The sequence below is a fragment of the Sphingobacterium sp. LRF_L2 genome (assembly GCF_965644235.1).
GTDB lineage: Bacteria > Bacteroidota > Bacteroidia > Sphingobacteriales > Sphingobacteriaceae > Sphingobacterium.
Genome location: NZ_CBFFRI010000003.1, coordinates 107009 through 126619 on the forward strand (window position 1 = coordinate 107009; position 19611 = coordinate 126619).

The window sequence follows — 19611 nt, forward strand, 5'->3', positions numbered from 1 at the left end:
TTTAATCGTTTTGAAATAGTTTCTCTAGGTTTTCATATCCGTGCAAAGCATTCGCTGGCAGATGCTCGCCATGCATACCGAAGCTATACAATGCCTTCTCGTCTTCAATCGTACAGTTAGACTCGTCATACTCGCCGTTTTCTTTCTTCACAAAACGATTATTCAAGCCAAAATGCTTAACTAAAAATTCATATACGGGCTTCCGTTTGGAATATCCGAAATCATGCCCGTCGTTCGGAAGGTGCACATTTTCCACATATTCGGCCTTACCATAATATCCATACATCTTCTGGAGGTATGGAAAATCATGTTCAGGCATGTGTGCTGTCCAGTCTTTCCCATCGGAGATCACAAGCTGAGGACGGGGAGCAGCCATCGCCGCCAGTTCTACATTATTCGTTCCTCCCGCACTCGCGTGAATGGGTAAACCACTCTCACAAGGGCAACCGCCAAAGAAATAAGAAGAAAGTGAAACCACCGGAATACTGAGCGTTATACGATCGTCGAGCGCCGTCATCAGTACGGCATGGCTACCACCTCCTGATCCGCCACATATACCAACGCGCGCGGTATCAATAGATTGGTTTTTCAACATGTAATCTAAAATCCGCAAAGCGCCGAGCGTTTGTACAGTCATCGAAAGGCTTTTCCGATGGTCTTCCGGCTCGAACTGCAAAAGCGATTCTCCCCATGCAAAAAGATCATAGCTCACCGCAACAGCACCCATTTTTGCTAACATAGCACAACGAATCTGCGCATCTTTACGGTAACGATGCCCACCCCAATGTCCATCAGGACTAAGCACCAAGGGCATTTTTCGCATTGTCTTTGCAGGCTTATAAATAGAGCCATTTACATAAACACCAGGCAGGATTTCCAAGGCAAAATTTTCTACAACATATCCATCGAAACTACGCTTCTTGGAAAGGATAGGTTTTGTATCAGGCCTTGTAGGCAAAGGTGACAACTTCAATGCTTCATATAATTGAGGCTTTATAGCCTCTTTACGTCGCTCCCAACTCGCTTTGTCCTGATAAGCTAAAGCGAGCTGATCAAGATATTCCCAACCATCCTTAACCTCCCAGCGATAGTATTCATATTCTTTTAGTTTATATTTCTTATCGCCTTCTTTATTTACCTTTAAATCCAGCGGAGCCAATACTTGATGCAAAGTTTCGTCTACATCAGATCGAAAACGCCACGCGGCATAATTTAACCACTTGTCTTTTACTTGTTCTTCTTGGTATTTTATGGTAATACCGTATTTTTCTTGCAGTAGCGTTAAGACTTCCTTAAGCGGCTTTCTATATTGGTTATCTGACGATTGAGCTGAAAGTCCCAAATACAGCGTACCGCAAAGCAATAGGAAAAATATTCGTTTAATCATGTTTTACCCCTCTTTCTTTTTCTAACTTCCGATTAGATCTCCAACCAGAGTAATACAAGTTGGTATCCAATTCAGGTTTAGGATAAAATAAACTGGCGACATAACCAACCCCAATAACAATAAGGTGACTATATACGCCCAACATAAGCTTATTGTGTGTAAAATTGAGTGCACCTAGATCTAAGAGAATGGATTTGGTACCATTGAGCTCAATTTCGGTACTCGTCAAGAAAGCGTAAGCGGTAAAAATAATACACACGATAATCGCAATATTGACACCCTGTTTATTTGCTCTAGACGAAAATATCCCCAAGAGAAACACGCCCACAATACCCCCTGAGAAAATGGCATATAAAGTAAAAATAACACCTAAAATACTCTCACTGCCAAGTTCAATATAAACGAAACCGATCGCCATGGAGATCAGTCCCGCGATAGCCACCATCCAGCGGCTTGCTTTCAAATACTCATTATCAACTTTATTGGGACGGATTTTTTTATAGTAATCTTCGATACCCACTGCTGCCAAAGAATTAAGATCTGCACTAAGGCTACAGATTGCCGCCGAGACCATCGCCGCCAATATAAATCCAACTACACCAATCGGTAAATGACTCATGATAAAATAGGGAAAAACACTGTTGGGGCCTACATGATCAGGAAGAGGTTGTTGCGTGTAATACACAAACAGTGCGGTACCGATAAACATAAAAAGCGACCAGACAGGTACCGTTAATAAAATCCCCATTAAAGAAGCACGAATAGCCGATTTATCCGATCTCGCTGTCAGGTAGCGCTGGATAACGGTTTGATCAGTTCCATATTTCTGGATCGCATAAAACATCCCGTTGATAGCCATAACTACAAATGTCAGCTTTGTAAAGTCTAAGTCGTACGGACCGAAGCCTGTACGTCCATTTTCTGTTGCCACCTTCCAAATTTCAGGAAGCCCGCCCTGTACAGAAAAGATAATAACCAAAAGACAGAGAATGCCACTTGCGAACAACATAAATCCTTGAAAGACATCAAGCCATATCACGGCTTCGATACCACCTAATAAATTTACGGCCACAATAATTGTCCCCACAACAATAATAATCCAATACGTATTAATTTCTGTCATACTTGACAAAGCCACCGCAAGTAGATAGAGCACGGTTCCCATTCCAGAAAATTGCCGTAATACGAACGCAATAGAACTGTAATAGCGGGCAAAACTTCCGAATCGTTTTTCAAAATATTCATAGGTACTTAGCCCGATAACCTTTCTATAGAGAGGCACAATAAACCAGACGGTTCCCAACAAGACAATAGGAACCATTAAGCCCTGTACCAATAAAATCCAATTATGTGCATAACCTTCCGCTGGATAACCCAAGAAAGTTACGCTACTAATCAATGTAGCGAGAAGAGACATGCCTATTGCCCAAGAGGGCACACGTCCTTTTGCCGAAAAATAGGCTTCTGTAGATTTTTGATTTTTGGCATATTTCAATCCAAAATATAACGTAACCAACAGAACGGCTACAATTATACCATAGTCAACAATGCTCAAAATAGGTTTATTCATCATTATTCGGTTTTTCTTTACTGGGCTAAAATACCCATAATTCCTTTGTCCAATTGTAACTTCCCGGTTTCATTGTTATCCAAAGCTCTTGTCCAGGAACCTCACATTGAATGACACCGGGACCAAACTCACGCTTGGGACAAAGGGCGTCAATATGGAGCGCTTTCAGCACCGCTCGCGCAGTCGCTCCTCCCTCGATTATTAATTCACTTAGCACACATTGCTCGCGTAACATAGCGATACTTGTCGCCATACTCTTTCGAATCACACGGGCTTCACTAGCAACATCCGAAGCAATGGCAAACACCAGGGTTTGCTGTTTCATCAGGATATCTTTCATCTGCCCTGCAATATTCCATTCGCCACCTGGCTTATGCCAGTAGATAACATGAGCTGTAGACAACGATTTTACACGTTCCACACTTTCCTCATGCTTAGAACCACAGATGTATACCCGATTTCCCTGTCGATTTTCCACATTAAATACGAGGGGCTTTTTTTCATCGATATGGTTTCGCAGCAGTTCTTCAAAAAAAGCTGCTGCCCCTGCAAATAGCGTCTTTTCCAAAACCTGGCGTCCCCAATATTGCAGACCTTCTGCATCGGAAACATGGGGAATAATATAGACGTCGTCGTCTCCAACATCCGACAGCTGATCTGACAATTGCCAAACCGTACTTCCCAAAAGCTCTAAAATAGAGCTTCTACGTATGGGAAATTCAGGATCATTGGCAAAGTCGGTTTCAGCGATAGGAATGCCATTTACGAGGTATTTCCCTTCTTGAATCACCCGATCTAGCTTCGGATTCACCGGGCAAAAAAACACGCGGTTATCTCCAAAAATCTCCTTATAAAATGGAATTTCCTGTTTTATATGCCCACGAAGTGCAGAATCAAATTTAAGGTATACCCATTCCCAATCAGACTTCGCTTGTGGAGGAAATAATGCCCCCAAATGTGACAAGGCTTTGTCTATTTTTAGCGACCGGGAATCGGTATTAAGTATAACGATGGCCGTGTCAAAGTCGCCTTTCAGCGTATGGACAATTTGTGACGACAGACCATAACGGAGCGCTAAACCGCCAATCTCTGCTGCGCCTGTCAAATCATCTGCTATCACCAAAATCGGCTTCATACCAACTTATTTATTTAACGCCAATTGTACAGCTGATTCTATGGCCAAGATCATGGCATCAGGACTCGCCACACCCTTGCCCGCAATTTCAAAAGCTGTCCCATGATCCACAGACGTGCGTATAATTGGCAACCCCATCGTTATGTTTACGCCTTTGACACTATCCATTTGTTTTTTTTCTGCATTCCATTTAAAGCCTGTCAGTTTAAAAGGGATATGTCCTTGATCATGATACATGGCAACGATACCGCCATAATAGCCCGTTGCGGCTTTTGCAAACAACGTGTCCGCCGGAACTGGCCCTTCCACATCATACCCGCGTTCCTTAGCTGTTATTACTGCTGGAGCAATCTCTTCATCATCCTCGGTTCCAAAAAGCCCCGAATCACCGGCATGCGGATTGAGGCCTGCAACACCAATTTTTAAATTAGAAATTCCTAGACTAACCAAACCATTTTGCAAGAGTTCTACCACTTCCAGAATACGCTCCTGTTTAACTAAATCACAGGCCTGACGAAGGGATACATGGGTAGATACATGGATGACGCGCATATTTTTCTCCACCAACAACATCGCATACTTCTTTGTGCCGGTATAATGTGCATAGATCTCGGTATGTCCTGCAAAGTGATGCCCTGCTTCGTTTATTGATTTTTTATTTATAGGTCCAGTGACTGTTGCATCGACAGCACCCGCGAGCGCCAAATCTATAACTTTTGTTACCGATTCAAAGGAAGCGTTTCCTGCTTCTGCGGAGATGCTTCCAAATGTTATCTTGGATAAATCTGTATTTTGTAAATCGAATACATCCGCCTGTCCTTTGATGAAAGCTGCATCAGCTACGTCCGCAATCGCATGTATAGAAATCGGCAGCTGTAATTGTATTGCTATCTGCCGAAATACCGCTGCATCTCCGACTAAAATAGGTCTACAAATATGCTGTACACGTTCATCCAATAAAGCTTTTAATGCAATCTCGGGACCGATACTTGCCGGATCGCCCATGGTAATACCAATGATAGGTTTATACATGATTTACAATATTCAGTTTAATATTTTCGTTAACAATTAATGCTTGAAATTCTTCAATCAATTTATTCTCTTCTTGCGTTCCCAAAGCATACAAAGGTGGCATCATATAGGGTTCGCAAAGGCCTAGCTGTTTCATCAAAACTTTTAATGCCCACAAAGACTCACCCAAAGATTTATTGGCCTGATAAAGTGTACCTAATCGATCTGACTGTTCTTGCAGCTTTTCTGCACGTGCTACGTCTCCCTGCTCTACCGCCCTACACATGTCTGCATAAACCGCCGGGGCAAAATTGCCCGAGCTCGGGATAATACCATCACTACCATTCAACAGGGAATACACACAAGCGCCTGCCCAACCCATATAGTGTTTAAAATCTGTTCTATCTTTCCATAATGCTAAAGATCTATCCAACCGTTCCATGCTACGTTCAGAATCTTTAACCGCTACAATCTTCGGGTGGTAGCTTAATCTATCAAGCATTTCCAACGGGATAGACATGTGTGTTGTCGCCGGTATATTGTACACGATGAGGTTTGTCTCGATAGCTTCAGCCAACTCCAGAAAATATTTCTCCATTTGCACTTCTGACAATTTGTAGTAGGTTGGAAGTGTCGCTGCCACCTCTTCTACACCTAAACTAGCCGCAAGGTTTGCAAACGATACTGAGTCCTGTAATATATTGGATGATATGCCCACATACAGTTTTCTATCGTGTGGCTTATTAGCAACTGCCGCACGCAAGTATTCTTCCTTAAACGCGTTCGAAAGTGAGGCCGATTCACCCGTCGTTCCTAATATAAATGGAATAGCATCATTTGCATACAGGTAGGAAAATATCCGCGCCACGGCATCTTGATCGAGCTCCAAATCATGTCGCAATGGTGCTACCACCGGGACAATCGTCTCTTTTAATTTTGTTTCGTCTTTCATTTTAATAGGCCTCGTTAAATATGGTTAGGGCATCCGACAATGTTACTTCACGCGGATTGTTAACAAGCAGTCTTGTAATTTTTAAGGCATCCTCAGCCATTTGTGGAATAGCTTCCTGCGGAATATTCACATCTCGCAAGCGAGCAGGAATACCACAGTCTCTTATTAATTCTTTTATTTTCTCAATGCCGGCCAGTGCTGTTTCTTCATCTGTATCGCGGCGTGCGCATCCTAGAGCAATTGCAACTTCTGCATACTTTTTGGGGGCAGCACTATAATTATAGGCCATTACATAGGGCAACAATAGAGCGTTCGAAAGCCCATGCGCCAAGTGAAACATGCTTCCTAATGGGTACGATAGGGCATGCACTGCCGCGGTATTTACCGGTCCCAAACAAAAGCCACCCAATAGGCTTCCCATTGCCACATCCTGTCTCGCCTGCGTATTTGTTCCATTTTTTACAGCTTCCACTAGATTTGAAGCAATCAAACGCATTCCTTCGTAAGCATACATGTCGATAAATGGCTGGGCAAATTTATTTGTATAAGCTTCCAAACAATGTGTTAATGCATCAAGCCCTGTTGCCGCTGTTATGGCAGGAGGTAAACCCACCGTCAGCAACGGATCTACATAAACAGCATCGGGAACCAAAAATGGGCTGATGATCCCTTTCTTCTGATTTTCATCATCTACCAAAATCGCATTTGGAGAAACCTCGCTTCCTGTACCTGAGGTGGCAGGCGCACAAATCAATCGTTTCGACCGGCCTTTTAATAAGCCATTGCCAACAATATCTTCTAGTGTTTGATCGCTTTCAAGCTGTGCGGCAACAAGCTTAGCCACATCCAATACACTTCCACCTCCAATGCCAATAACGGTATCTATAGCGATAGCTTTATATTGATCCAATACCCGCTTAAAATCCTGAAATGAGGGTTCTTGTTCGATGCTGGTATCGATCAAAACCTGAATCTGATGCCCTTCTAAATCGTTTACCAATGCGTCCAATTGTTGCACTAACGGCTTGATTGTCATCAAGAGGATTGACCGACAGCCGAGCGCAACCACATCTTCGGCAAGTTGCTTCAGTACTCCATTCCCAAAAACGAGTTTACCAGGAAAATTTATTTTTAATATGCGTTCTACTGACATATGTCTTTCTTTCTACAATTTTTTGTCTTCAATGATTGTCAAGCATTGGCGTGTGTACGGCCAATACTGTAATGTCACGAATGCTTCTCGGTGACACTATTCTTCTTCCGCTTTATATGTTTCTAATGTTGGAAGCGTATATCCTTTTACTGCAGGCCAGATCCCATCTCTTATCTTTCTTTTCTTTAACTTGGATGGATCCACAACAACATGTTTCATCTTTTCCCTTCTCCACGTATAGGCGAAATGCAATAGTCCGTCTTTGGTTTGTATTACGGCCGGATAGGAATATTGGCTAATCGGAGAATCTTCCAAAATCAAAACGGCATCCCATTTTTTTCCATCTTTCGACACAGCCACATTTAAAGGCGTACGCGCTCCTTTAGGATTCTCTTTGGGAGGCAATACATGATTGTAAACCAATACATGACTACCATTTGTCGTCGTGACAGCGTCAGTTCCGGAATTGTTATTTGGCAATGTTGTTTTCTCAAGTGCTGTCCATGTTTCTCCGTTATCATAAGACCAAGATTCTACAATTGCCCAATTCCGGCTCCTTGCCAAAATCTGCAGTTTCCCTTTTCCGTGATCCAAAATACTAGGTTGTATCGCATTGAGGTTATCCTTGCCCCGATCAATAGGCCCCACCTTGCGCCATGTCTTACCGAAATCGGGCGTTATCTCAAAATGAATATTCCATCCATTTCCCTCCGTACTGGTTGGACAAATAAGATTTCCATTGCTAAGCAGTACCGGTTTATTTTTCACCGGCCCGATATAGCCTTCTGGCAATTTTTCTGCCGCCGACCAAGTCCTGCCTCCGTCTGTTGAACGTTTCAACATCCCCCACCATTCCGATGGCTTTGGCCCAATTTTATAAAACAACAATAGGTCGCTGTTTGGTATCTGGTAAAGCACCGGATTCCATGTTGGTAATCTAGTGCCATCCGGTTGCACGCCGTCCGCTGCAGAGACAGGTGTCGACCACTGCTCATCTTCCAATCGACAAACATAGATTTCAACATCTGGGTGACGTTCCCTCGTACCTCCAAAGAATGCATATACCAAGCCCGTAGGTGTTTCAGCAAGTGTGGCCGAATGGCACGAAGGGAACGACGCTTCATTGTAAATAAACTCATCTTTAACGATTCCCTTTCTCCATTTTTGCAACGCATTTTCCTGCGCCTGTAAAGTTGAAAAGAACAAAAGTCCTACGATGAATAGGATTGTCTGTTTTTGTACTATCATATCGTTATACTATCTTTTAATCTTAAAATGATATTCTCCAGACCCTATGACCAACAGGACATTGCCCTTGTCGTCTCGATCAATTTGGATCGTGTTGTTGGGAAGTAAAGCTTTACCGTTTTCCGTAATAGCCTTTACATCAGATACGGGCATAAACACGCTTGCTTTTGTATTCGCAGGAATCCGAATAATCCATTCCGTCACATTTTTGCTTTTACGCCAATTCGAACCAATTTCTCCATAAAGGGAGGTATAGGTTGCGTCTACATGTTGCAATCCCGTTATAAATTCGGGTTTCATCTCTATCGTCTGAAAACCATTCTCAGCAGACTTTATTCCAGCGAGATGTTCATAATACCAAATCAACAAATCGCCTAACATCATCACATGATTTTGGGAATTCATTTTCGGATGAGCAGTATTGCCATTCCATAACTCCCAAATGGTAGTAGCTCCATTTTCTACCATATATCCCCAAGAAGGATAAGTGGTATTTGTCGCCAAGCGATAGGCCAGATCTGCTCGCCCCATATTGGTTAAGGTCCGCATAATCCACTGCGTTCCGACGACTCCCGTACTGAGGTGCCCTTTATTTTCTTTTTCGATAATCTCCACAATACGATTGGCTAGTTTCGTTTTTTCGTGCTCTTCGACCAATCCGAAATACATCGGCAGGAGATTATCCGTCAAGCTCTTCGTTCCATAATTCCCATCGCCGTTATAGAATGTCCGATTAAAGTCTTGTTTCAGTTGCTTTGCGACCTCTTCAAATCGAACACTATCGGCAGCGTTTCCAAGCAGCCCACTAAATTTGGTCATAAGGTTTAGGAGATGGTAATAGTAAGCCGAAGAAATAAGTGCACTTGGGTATTTCTTATCAGCGATCTTGCCTCGCCCCTCTTCTATCGTTACCGGAGGGAAACACCAATCACCGTAACTGTCCTTTGTAATAATGCCTTTTTCGTTGCTATAGCGGATGCGCATGTAGTCCATCCATTTTTTCATCGCCTCATAATGCTTTGCTACAACACGTGTATCCGCCGATTGTTGGTATAACATATCGACAATCATGACATATGTTCCAGGCCAACTGATATTATCACTGTAATAGCGCCAAAAAGCAGGCGCGACATCGGGAATAGCACCATCTTCTTTTTGCGATAGGCGAATATCTTCCAACCATTTGTTGTAGAAATTTACATTATCAAATAGGAAGCTCTCACCATAAGCGCTTGTAGGCCGATCGCCCAACCAAGGCTGGCGTTCATTCCGTTGAGGACAGTCAACAGGTATACCTTTATAGTTCGATGCAATCCCCCACCACGCGTTTTGATGAATCTGATTCAGTAAGGTATTGGAAGAAGAGAAGCGACCTATAGTTGGTATATCGTCATAAACAAAACGACCGATAAAATTCTCTTTCAAAGCAACGTCAGCATAGCCTTCAACTTCCAAATAGCGAAAACCGTGGTATGTAAAGCGTGGCTCCCATTCCTCTTGCTGATCACTCCCTATAATGTATATATCTGTTGCTTTAGCGTCGCGCAAATTTGTAGTAAATAGGTTGCCATTTTCATCGAGAGACTCGGCAAAACGTAAAGTAACCTGCTGTCCAGGCTTGCCCTTGACGCGCATCTTCACCCAGCCCGAGAAATTCTGTCCATAATCGATAAGGTACTTTCCATCCTCCTTTTTTACGATAGATACAGGTTGGATATCCTGCATGACCTTCATACCGCCAATACGTTGAGCCTCGTAAGTACCTCCGGGCTCTTGTACATAAGCCGCCCGTTGCCAACTTCCATCCTCATAACCTACAGTAGACCATCCGATGAGCTCCTTCCTTGCATCATAGATTTCACCATCATACTCATTATTTGCAGTTATTGGTCCATCTGCAGTACCTTTCCAGCTATCATCCGTCTTAATTATTTCTGAGGTACCATCTTCGTAGGTTATCATCAGCTGGAATTGCACCTTTGGAAAACCAAAAGTCTTCACTTTATACGGTTTCGCTTGGCGCATCGCATAAAAACGACCGTTTCCTAGAATGATACCAAGAGCTTGTTGGCCCTTTTTTAAGGCTGCCGTAACGTCAAAGACATTGTACTGGATATTCTTGGTATAATCTGTCGGAACTGGAGCCAACACTTGCTCACCAATCTTTTGACCGTTGATCTGTAATTCATACAATCCCAATCCCATCATGTAGGCCGTAGCTTGTTTGACTTTTTTCTGTACCGTAAATTCCTTTCGAAAATAACGAGCAGCCAATTGCCCTGTTGCTTCATCGTCGTTTTCAAAATACTGATCAAACCCTATCCAACGTCCAGTCCAATCTTTGTAATACAGCAAACCCATTGTCCACGTTGCCGGTGTAGACCAATCGGACGTACCAGCATTCGTAAAGACTTTAACTTTCCAATAGACCTTCGCACGGGAAGCTAGGCCCTTTCCCTGATAAATGACGTTTGTAGAATTCGAAGATACAGTCTTTCCAGAGTCCCATAAATCGCCTATATCGTTGTTCATGTTCTCCATAGAAGATGCAACAATAACATGGTAAGCCTGCTGCATGACATTGCGTTCGCTAGTTCCAATCTTCCATCCTAGACGTGGCTGAAGCACATCAATTGCCAGTGGATTGGACAAGAGTTCGCAACGCAAATCTGCCGCGATTGGATTTGCGACGATATGACCGGAAACCACGGTTAAGAATAGAACTAAAAAGATCGACCAACTTCTCATCTTATGCTATCGGTTATTCGAAAAATCAAAATATAGGACCATATGTAACGCTCGGATAGGCTCCTTCTCAAAATCATAATACACATGCTTCATCCCCATAGGACCTGTTGTTTCGGGCTTCTGTGTCTTTGTTCCGATGGCGGATATGCCATTCATAAATGACACATCGCCTGTAGGAAACGTAGGTTCCATGTTCTTCCACTCCGTATCTTGCTGTTCTTTTGGTGTATATAATCGAAGAAACACATCTTCGCGATCTGTAAATACGCGGAACGACTGTGACTTCAACTTAAATGTAGCCCAATACATATTGGCATGATATCCTTTGAATTCTGGATACTGAAAAGGGATTTCTCCTGTAGCGACATCGTTGTAAACTTTATCCCAAACGCCAAACTGCGTTCCTTTCATGCGATTCTTCCATACACGATAAGGTCCCATCCCCATATATTCTACGGATTTGATCTCTGATTCAGGCAAATCAAAATTCACCCCCACAAAACGTGTAAAATAGTTATCAGGAAAATATTGCACATGCATTTTCAATTGCCCTGAGGGGAAGATCGTCCAACGTAATGTATTGTAACTTTCCTTTTTGTCGAAGGTCGATTCAATAATCACAGTATCCTGTTCTTTCCGCATGCTAAAATTCTTGTAGTTATTTACAGCTTCCTGCAATACCGGCCCCTTACCGAAAGGAATTGTCCCTTGTTGATTACGGACCATTTCTAACAAGCCTGTATTTTTATTAATTTGGTATTCTATTCCATTTGCTTTCACCAAAAAAGCAGTAGCTGTTTCCTCCATTTGTACCGCAGAAGCATCTTTTTTCAGCAGCGTCTTCGCAATCCGATCGGGCCTGGCAATAGGAAAACTCCATGTGTAAATTTCATGCCCACGGCTATCTTTCGCCGTTATATATAATACATCGTATGCATACCAATCTGTTGGCAAATTGAGTTTTAGTCGTCCCTTTTCAAAGGGTTTAATATGCGGAGCGGGAACTGCCACGGTTTTACGCACATCGGCGCGGCCATCCATTCCCAAATGCTGTAATGTGTATGTAAAAGAACATGCATCAAGATTCGTAAATGCGTAGCGATTTTCAAGGATAAATTCGCCATTGAATTCGGGCGTCATTTCTCGTCGTTCAAAGAAAATAGGACTCCAAACTTCTTTGATGGTATAAAAACTTCCTTCACGTTCGTAATGTGGGCCAACAATGCCGTCAGCTCCTCGGTTTCCATCCGTATCGAGAATCCCGCCTTTATCAGTCCTCACCACCCCTTGGTCTTGAAAATCCCAAAGGAAGCCTCCCGCAGACAGGGGATTACTCCACATTGCTTTCCAATAATCTTCAATTCCTGCTCCATGCCCGCCATCAAACATTCCATGAAGAAATTCTGTAGGCATGATAATATTATGCCCATGATCATATGTTCCTATACCATAGTTAAATTCCCGATAATGTGTGGTTTCAAAACCTCCATATACAGCCCACGGATAAATCAATGGCCGTCTTTGCAAATCTTCGCTAAAAAAAGTCGAGTCCAAGGCTGAGTTATGTCCTCCTTCATTTCCATTTGCCCAAAAGATGATTGAAGGATTATTTTCTGATACAGCGATCATTTCCCGTAAAAGCTTCTGACCAGTAGGTGTATCATAGTGCCCATGCCAGCCTCCTAACTCATTCATTACATATAATCCCAATGAATCACATACCGCTAAGAAATGCGTGTCTGGCGGATAGTGCGCCATACGCACGGCATTCATGTTCATCTCCTTGATTAATTCGACATCATGGATACTAAGCGCCTTACTTGTCGTTCTTCCTGATTCTGGGGAAAAAGAGTGCCGGTTGACACCTTTAAATTTCATTTTGACCCCGTTGATGTAAACCCCATCCCGTTCTCGAACTTCGATTGTACGGAACCCAATTTTAGAAGACATGCGATGCTGCACTTGGCCTCGATTCATCAACAGCACTTCCGCCCTGTAAAGATTTGGAAATTCCGACGACCAAAGTTGAGGTCGCTCAAAATGCCCTTCTCCGGATGCTTCCCCCTGATGTACAGGCAAACGTATAGGCAGTCCAAATTTCTCTCCTGCTGCATCATACACCTGCACGACAGCTTCATCCGCTATACCTTTCGTTTTCAGCTTCAGGCGCAAAGTGCCATCCGCTTTTGCATCTAAAGACACCCGCTCTATATGGACAGCAGGCAATACTTCTAAAAAAACCGGACGGAATATGCCACCAAACACCCAGAAATCGCCTTCACGCTCTGCCGCATTGACAGATTTATTGCCGGAATGCTTTGCAACTTTGACTTCCAATAGGTTTTGCTTCCCCCATTTAAGGAGTTTGGTTATATCGTACTTAAAAGTATAGAAAGCTCCTTGATGAATCTCACCGGCCAATTGTCCATTAATCTTCACTTCTGCATCAGTCATCACACCTTCAAAAACCAGATTAACGTGCTTTCCTTTCCAATTTTTATCTGCTAAAAACGAATATTTGTAACTACCGATTTCTTTCCCCTTATCCGCTTCTTTGTTGAAACCGTAATTATACGTTCCAAAACCTTGCAATTCCCAATTCGATGGAACAGGTATTTTCGTCCATTGACCAGCCTTCATACCAGCAGACACCGAGAAATCCCATAGCACGGTATCATCTTTTCCAGTACCGGAAAGATAACGACGCACTGTTTCTTGTGCAGTAGACGTTAAGGCACAGGACATAAAAAATAAGGACAATAGAATATATACGTACGATTTCATTCCGTATTTAATTATTTTAGTTTTAACTTTCGATAAGGGTTATTGCTCCGAAATGGTATCGCTGGTAAGCCAGCTTCATTGACTAAATTTGGTTGTGCAGCTTCGTCCCAAGCAAATCGAACATGGACAATCTGCGGGACAGCAGGAGCAGCAAGTTGCACAGATTTACCTGCTATTTTGGCTTCTGCTGGCACAAAAACACCATCTTTCCCCGCAACCTCGAATCCTGTTATGTTCTTCCCGTCTATAGCATGTAAGCCCTCTGCATGGTAAAAAGCCACCCATACTTGTTTACCTTTAAGTTGTATTGCCTTGTAAGTAGGTCCATCAGCTTCCAGCGCGTGCTTATACGTTTTCGCTAATGCCTGCAACGCTAATCGACGACCGATTTCCCATTTATAACTGGGATGTAAGTCCTTCACATCATCAATTAAATCTGTCGTGACAATACGGCCTGTATTTCTCATCTGAAGTACAAGATCCTGCGCTTCGCGAAATTCAGGCAACACTGTGCGTTCCATTCGCTTATTTCCTTTCTCATCAAGCGAGTACTGAAACGGTGCTATTTGGGTAAAATAGACCGGTAAATCCGGATTCCCCCAGGTTTCCCGCCAACTGTCAATCAACGCTTTAAACTTATAGGTATAACTGATGTTTTCTTGCAAGAAGACATTCGTTTCACCTTGATACCAAAGAATGCCCTTGATCGTATAAGGAGCTAAAGGTTCAATCATCGACTTAAAGAATTTGCCGGGGTCACCCGATATTTTCTTGTTTCGGAAATAAGGCGTATTTCTTAGTTCTTGTTCAGGAATCCAAGGTTCGATCCTACTGCCGCTAACTGCCGAAGAAATAATACCCACAGGTACACCTAATGCTGCTTGTAGGGTTTTAGCGAAGAAATATCCCGCTGCAGAGAATTGACGTAAAGCAGAATCCTGCGCGACACTCCACCCTGCATACGCACTATCTGGTTTTTCGAGGAATTTACGTCGAACCAAAAAAAGTCGAATATTGGGGTTGTTTGCTTCTTTTACTTCATCTTTCGGAAAATAGGCGTTATTTTTTGCCGCTGTTAGCTTGGCCAATTTGCGCATTTGATACTCCATATTGGATTGTCCCGAGCACAACCACACCTCGCCCACCAGGACATCCGCTAAGACGATACTGTTGGTTCCCTGAACAGTTAATTCTTCTCCTTTCGCATTAGCCGCCAAGGGAGATAGGGTAACTTTCCAATTCCCATTTGCGGCCGTTTTAGTCTGCTTGACTTGCCCATGAAATTTAACGGTAACTATTTCACCTGTTGCTGCTGTACCAAAAATATTTACCGGTTCATCCCGTTGCAACACCATATGATGTGCGAAGATATTCGGCAAAATCACCCTGGCATATCCGCACTGCATAGCGATGCAAAAACAACAAAGAAGTAAGATCCTATTCATCCTAATCCAAATTTTCTGCCTCAAACGAAGAAATGGCAAATGCAGCTTCTTTCACGGATTCGCCTGCATCCTTAACATCAAAATCTTGATCCGTCGGAGTATCTGCATTCGGGTAGCGACGCACCTCCCCCGTACGGAAAGACACCTTACTAATTTGTGCTACAGGTTGAAAAAACAGCTTCGTCCCCCTATCGACACCATTGACTGTGAGATGGAAAGAGCGCGTCTCAACGTCTATCAGCACATTGATTTGATAAGATTCACCCGTTTTATACGACTGCACGGCTGCATTTCTGTAGCCTGCTTTATTTTTCAAAAAGCCATCGGAATCGAAGATCAATCGACCAGCGGCAAGTCCCTTATCATCTGTAAATTCGATATCAAGCACGCCTGTATCCGATTGCTTTGGCGTTACGGTAAAGGACAGTTTCGCCTTTTTCGCTGATTCAATTACTCGATCTGCTTTCGCATAATCATAGGGGTCCTTATCCCGCAAAAGCAACGCATTATTTTCCAACCTTACAGATGCCCACAACGGACTATAAATATTCCATCTGTTATAGGCCTCTATTCCTTCCCGCGAGAAATCATCCGATACCTTTCCCTGTACGTTTCCTGTAACTGGAACAGGAACTTTAGCGACCCACATATCTTCTTTATTCATGCTATAGCTCAACCACATGTTGCCATCAGGGGGAATCCCATCCCCTTCTTGAATGCCACGCACATACTGAGGGCCATAGGATTTATAGTTTCCACCGTAACGCATGGTTGTAATTTCTCCATTGACCAATAAAAGATCGGTATAGGTCAGTCCGTCATTACTGGTAGAAACGGCTAGCGGCCAACGGAATTCGGAAGGATTGTATACTGTTGCATACCGTCCATCGCTCGTTTGTTGTCCCCAGATTTTAGCATTACTGTTTACGAAGCCTGGTGCGCGTAGGGGATTGTAAGCCCAGCTCCTACCACCATCCTTACTGATGGAAGTCAGCGCATGTTTCCATAGCCCTATAACATCTCCATTTTTCAAATGATAAAAAGCAAATGCCTTTATCGGGCGTTTGTAGGGAACCAAAGGATCATCACGATCCGCTTCCTCTACCCATTGTTGCATCATCAAAGGATTGCCTAAAAGTTCATTACATGCCGCAACAAATGCTTTATCTTTGCTCTTCGTATAAAAAGGATAGGTTGCTAGTTTTTGATTAAACGAGGAGTTGAACCGTATAAAATAAATTGGTCCAAAGGAGCCGTCTGCATTAATTTCCCGCACCACACGTCCGATACCATTCCCATCATTTGGATCATCTTTCGCATCCAAGGCCACTCCATAGTATCCAATGGTGAGGAGCTTCCCATTCTTAGCCGTATAAAATCCCATACGCTGATGCATGATCGCATATAGATCCTTACCTGCTTTATCCGTACGTCCAGGTTTTGTAAAACCTTCCGGCACAAGATATGGCGGAAACAATTCCATTGGGGTCGACCAATTATATCCATCTTTTGACGTTAATAACAAGGTCTTTCCTTCCGCAATATGCTCACCCACGGGATTACTCAAAAACTGGAGGTAATACCTATTATTCCAATACGCTAAAAAGGGTTGATGATTATAGGTAAACTCGTGTCCAGCGTTGAAATCAGGGTGTTCTCTATTGGCTCGAAATACCTGAATATTATGCGTACCGACAGCAGGAGTCAGTTGTCCATGATGATAGTCCACATTGGAAAGTGTCTGCCCAACATATTTTACCGTATCTTGAGCGGAGACCATCTGCACTGCGCAGCACATTGTTATACCGAGTAGGGTTGATTTCATGTCTTTCTTTTTTCACCTAAAACGTGTCGCTTGACGACGTTTCTTTCAATAATTTCTTCAGATCTTTCTTTCGAGCTTTAAAAATCGTCCCGTGTTTATGCCCTTCGGGCACTGCAATCCGACTGTTTGCTTTTTCAAAGTGTTTAAAATCCTTTGTCGACACCGCTTCATAGCTCTTGCTTCCGTAAGAATCGAAATAGATCAACCATTCATTGCCAATTTTCACAACCGAAGGGCCCTCGGTTAAATAATCAGAAAAGGGTTCTGAAATTTGGTTAAAAGGTCCGAGTGGATTATCTGAAAAAGCCACTTTTAAGTTCCTGTTCGGCCGTGTATTATCCTTCAAGACCAAGACAAAATCCTCTTTATCTTTTTTGACAATAACTGCATCAATAATGCTAAATCCGGGATCAGAAAATAATTTCGTGGGACTAAATGTCTTGAAGTCTGTCGTGGATGTGTAGTACATACGATGGTTATTGTCTTCTGCCTCCACACCTTTAGCAAATCGATGCGGAATGGTCGATGCCCAAATAATGATAAAACGGTTATTATCCTCATCGTAGAAGAGCTCTGGAGCCCAAACATTCACCGCTGTAGGCTCATGTTCCATGACAGGAAGAATTTGTTGATTTTCCCAATGTATCAGATCTCGGGATTGTGCATAACCTATTCCTTGATCTCCTTTCCATGCGATTGTCCACACGAGATGGTAAATTCCATCTTTATCGCGAACCATAGAAGGGTCGCGCATAATCTGCTGTGTTCCTAACGTTGGCTTTAAAAAAACACCAGGTACATTTTCCCAGTGGAGCCCATCTGTACTGTATAAATAACGTAAGCCTTCATTTGCGGGTTCACGAAAAGACGTAAACAGATAAACATCCCTCTGGCAGGACGCCAAAAGGGATGTAACTAACACAAAAACTAAAGACTTAATAAACAAGTTCATTATATACTATCTAAAATCAATACCCAATCGTTTCCATCTTTTTGACCAGCAGAAGGAAGGAAGGTCTGTACGCCTGTATTGGCAACCTTACCTATTTCCGTTATTTCGCCTGTCCGCGGATTGAACCAAGAGGCTTTTACCTGATCTCCTTTTATTTTTCCCATATTGACTTTTATTTCACGTCCATTATAGGAGTAGATAAAGGCATAAGAATCCGTCCGTGTTGCAATCAAGCGATTATAGCGTTCGCTGTTTTCAGCGACTAGACTTTGGTCGGGCACACGTTCGAAAAAGTGGTCTCTCGATAACATCAAATCCTTGAGGTGTTTCATCTGATTTGCACCAGGAGCGTTGATTGCTTCAGACCAGAGTTCGGTGGAACCATAGGCTGTTGTTGTATCCACTTTCGCATGCATCTGCATTACCGAATTTTGTCCATAGGTATACCCAAAAGCACCTGCAAAAACTGACCAGTAGCCATAACGACGAGCATCAGCATCTGTCCAACGAGGCTCTTTAATATCATGGAGACCCTGTGGTATGCCTTCATACGATGGTTCTCCATCAATCGTTGGTTTTACAGGAGTCCGCTTCCAATCCGCTTCCATAAACCGCCAGTTATCTTCGCCGTAATGTTTGTCTTCTTTCACGGATGTATCCTGATCGTATCGTCTATGCCCTGACTGCACCATATTGAAGTCTAGCCAAGACGCATCATGAAACCAGTCGGAAGATGCCGTACGTCCACGCGGATGGAATGTCATCAGATGGTTTGTATCGACTTCTTTAATTGTCTTGCCAATCTCTTGCCATACCGCAATAGAATCACTTCCTTTAATATCACCACCATTCAACCACACGATATTTTTACGATCTTTCCAGCGTTCTGCCAAAAAACGCGCATAAACTTTTGCTTGTTCTGGAGATACCTTACCATCCTTTACCGGAGATCCCCAGACAGGAACAAGCGCCATATATATTCCTTTCTCGGCAGCCTTATCAATGATGTAGTCGATATGGTCCCAATAATCATATTCTGCGTCGATTTCCGGATTATTACCTTCGGTTACCAAAGGCTTCGCGATATCTTGATTCACAATAGACGAATCGCCATAGACGTTCACAGATGGCACCGTATGTAGCACCATTGCTTGTACCACATTAAATCCTTTTGCTCTACGATCTTCTAAATACTGCTCTGCCTCCGCTCGATTAAGTTTGTTAAAAAGTAACCAGCCGGTATCGCCAAGCCAAAAAAAAGGCTTACCATCTTCTGTAGTGAGGTAACGGCCATTTTCAGACACTTTAAGTAGACTTACTTCCTGGGTTTGCTTCGGAGAGTTGCAGGAGAATAAAGCTCCTGCTAAAAAAATAGGTATTAATTTTTTACCGATCGTCATT

The 19611-nt window shown here is 43.0% G+C and carries 13 protein-coding genes; all 13 read right to left on the bottom strand.

Annotated features, from left to right (window positions below):
- Nucleotide 1: 1 nt before the first annotated feature.
- Nucleotides 2-1387 carry an alpha/beta hydrolase family protein gene (locus ACSZOX_RS06580; RefSeq protein ID WP_437919047.1) on the bottom strand — a complete coding sequence of 462 codons (1386 nt, stop codon included), beginning with the start codon at nucleotides 1385-1387 and terminating at the stop codon, nucleotides 2-4.
- Complete coding sequence (locus ACSZOX_RS06585; RefSeq protein ID WP_437919048.1) at nucleotides 1380-2960, bottom strand: sodium:solute symporter; 1581 nt, start codon at nucleotides 2958-2960, stop codon at nucleotides 1380-1382. Before ACSZOX_RS06585 ends, ACSZOX_RS06580 begins: the two co-directional genes overlap by 8 nt.
- A gap of 22 nt (nucleotides 2961-2982) precedes the next feature.
- Complete coding sequence (locus ACSZOX_RS06590) at nucleotides 2983-4092, bottom strand: four-carbon acid sugar kinase family protein (protein WP_437919049.1); 1110 nt, start codon at nucleotides 4090-4092, stop codon at nucleotides 2983-2985.
- Between the two features lie 6 nt (nucleotides 4093-4098).
- Nucleotides 4099-5124, bottom strand: coding sequence for a 4-hydroxythreonine-4-phosphate dehydrogenase PdxA (pdxA, locus tag ACSZOX_RS06595; RefSeq protein ID WP_437919050.1), 1026 nt, complete (start codon nucleotides 5122-5124; stop codon nucleotides 4099-4101).
- A complete protein-coding gene (locus ACSZOX_RS06600) occupies nucleotides 5117-6055 on the bottom strand; it encodes a dihydrodipicolinate synthase family protein (protein WP_437919051.1) in 939 nt (312 codons plus the stop codon). Before ACSZOX_RS06600 ends, pdxA begins: the two co-directional genes overlap by 8 nt.
- 1 nt (nucleotide 6056) lies before the next feature.
- Nucleotides 6057-7208: an iron-containing alcohol dehydrogenase gene (locus ACSZOX_RS06605; RefSeq protein ID WP_437919052.1), complete on the bottom strand. Its 1152-nt coding sequence runs from the start codon at nucleotides 7206-7208 to the stop codon at nucleotides 6057-6059.
- Nucleotides 7209-7304: 96 nt separating this feature from the next.
- Nucleotides 7305-8456, bottom strand: coding sequence for a sialidase family protein (locus ACSZOX_RS06610; RefSeq protein ID WP_437919053.1), 1152 nt, complete (start codon nucleotides 8454-8456; stop codon nucleotides 7305-7307).
- 9 nt (nucleotides 8457-8465) lie between these two features.
- Complete coding sequence (locus ACSZOX_RS06615) at nucleotides 8466-11204, bottom strand: family 78 glycoside hydrolase catalytic domain (protein WP_437919054.1); 2739 nt, start codon at nucleotides 11202-11204, stop codon at nucleotides 8466-8468.
- Between the two features lie 6 nt (nucleotides 11205-11210).
- On the bottom strand, nucleotides 11211-13988 hold the full coding sequence (locus tag ACSZOX_RS06620; protein ID WP_437919055.1) for a glycoside hydrolase family 2 TIM barrel-domain containing protein: 2778 nt from the start codon (nucleotides 13986-13988) through the stop codon (nucleotides 11211-11213).
- A gap of 11 nt (nucleotides 13989-13999) precedes the next feature.
- The gene (locus ACSZOX_RS06625; protein ID WP_437919056.1) at nucleotides 14000-15433 is read right to left on the bottom strand and encodes a sialate O-acetylesterase; all 1434 of its coding nucleotides are present in this window, start codon (nucleotides 15431-15433) and stop codon (nucleotides 14000-14002) included.
- A gap of 1 nt (nucleotide 15434) precedes the next feature.
- Nucleotides 15435-17258 carry a six-hairpin glycosidase gene (locus ACSZOX_RS06630; protein WP_437919057.1) on the bottom strand — a complete coding sequence of 608 codons (1824 nt, stop codon included), beginning with the start codon at nucleotides 17256-17258 and terminating at the stop codon, nucleotides 15435-15437.
- Nucleotides 17259-17274: 16 nt separating this feature from the next.
- Nucleotides 17275-18210, bottom strand: a complete 936-nt coding sequence (locus tag ACSZOX_RS06635; protein ID WP_437919058.1) for a glycoside hydrolase family 43 protein — start codon at nucleotides 18208-18210, stop codon at nucleotides 17275-17277.
- Nucleotides 18210-19610 (bottom strand): glycoside hydrolase family 140 protein, encoded by a 1401-nt coding sequence (locus ACSZOX_RS06640; RefSeq protein ID WP_437919060.1) that lies wholly within the window; start codon nucleotides 19608-19610, stop codon nucleotides 18210-18212. The genes ACSZOX_RS06635 and ACSZOX_RS06640 overlap by 1 nt, the downstream gene beginning before the upstream one ends.
- Nucleotide 19611: the final 1 nt, after the last annotated feature.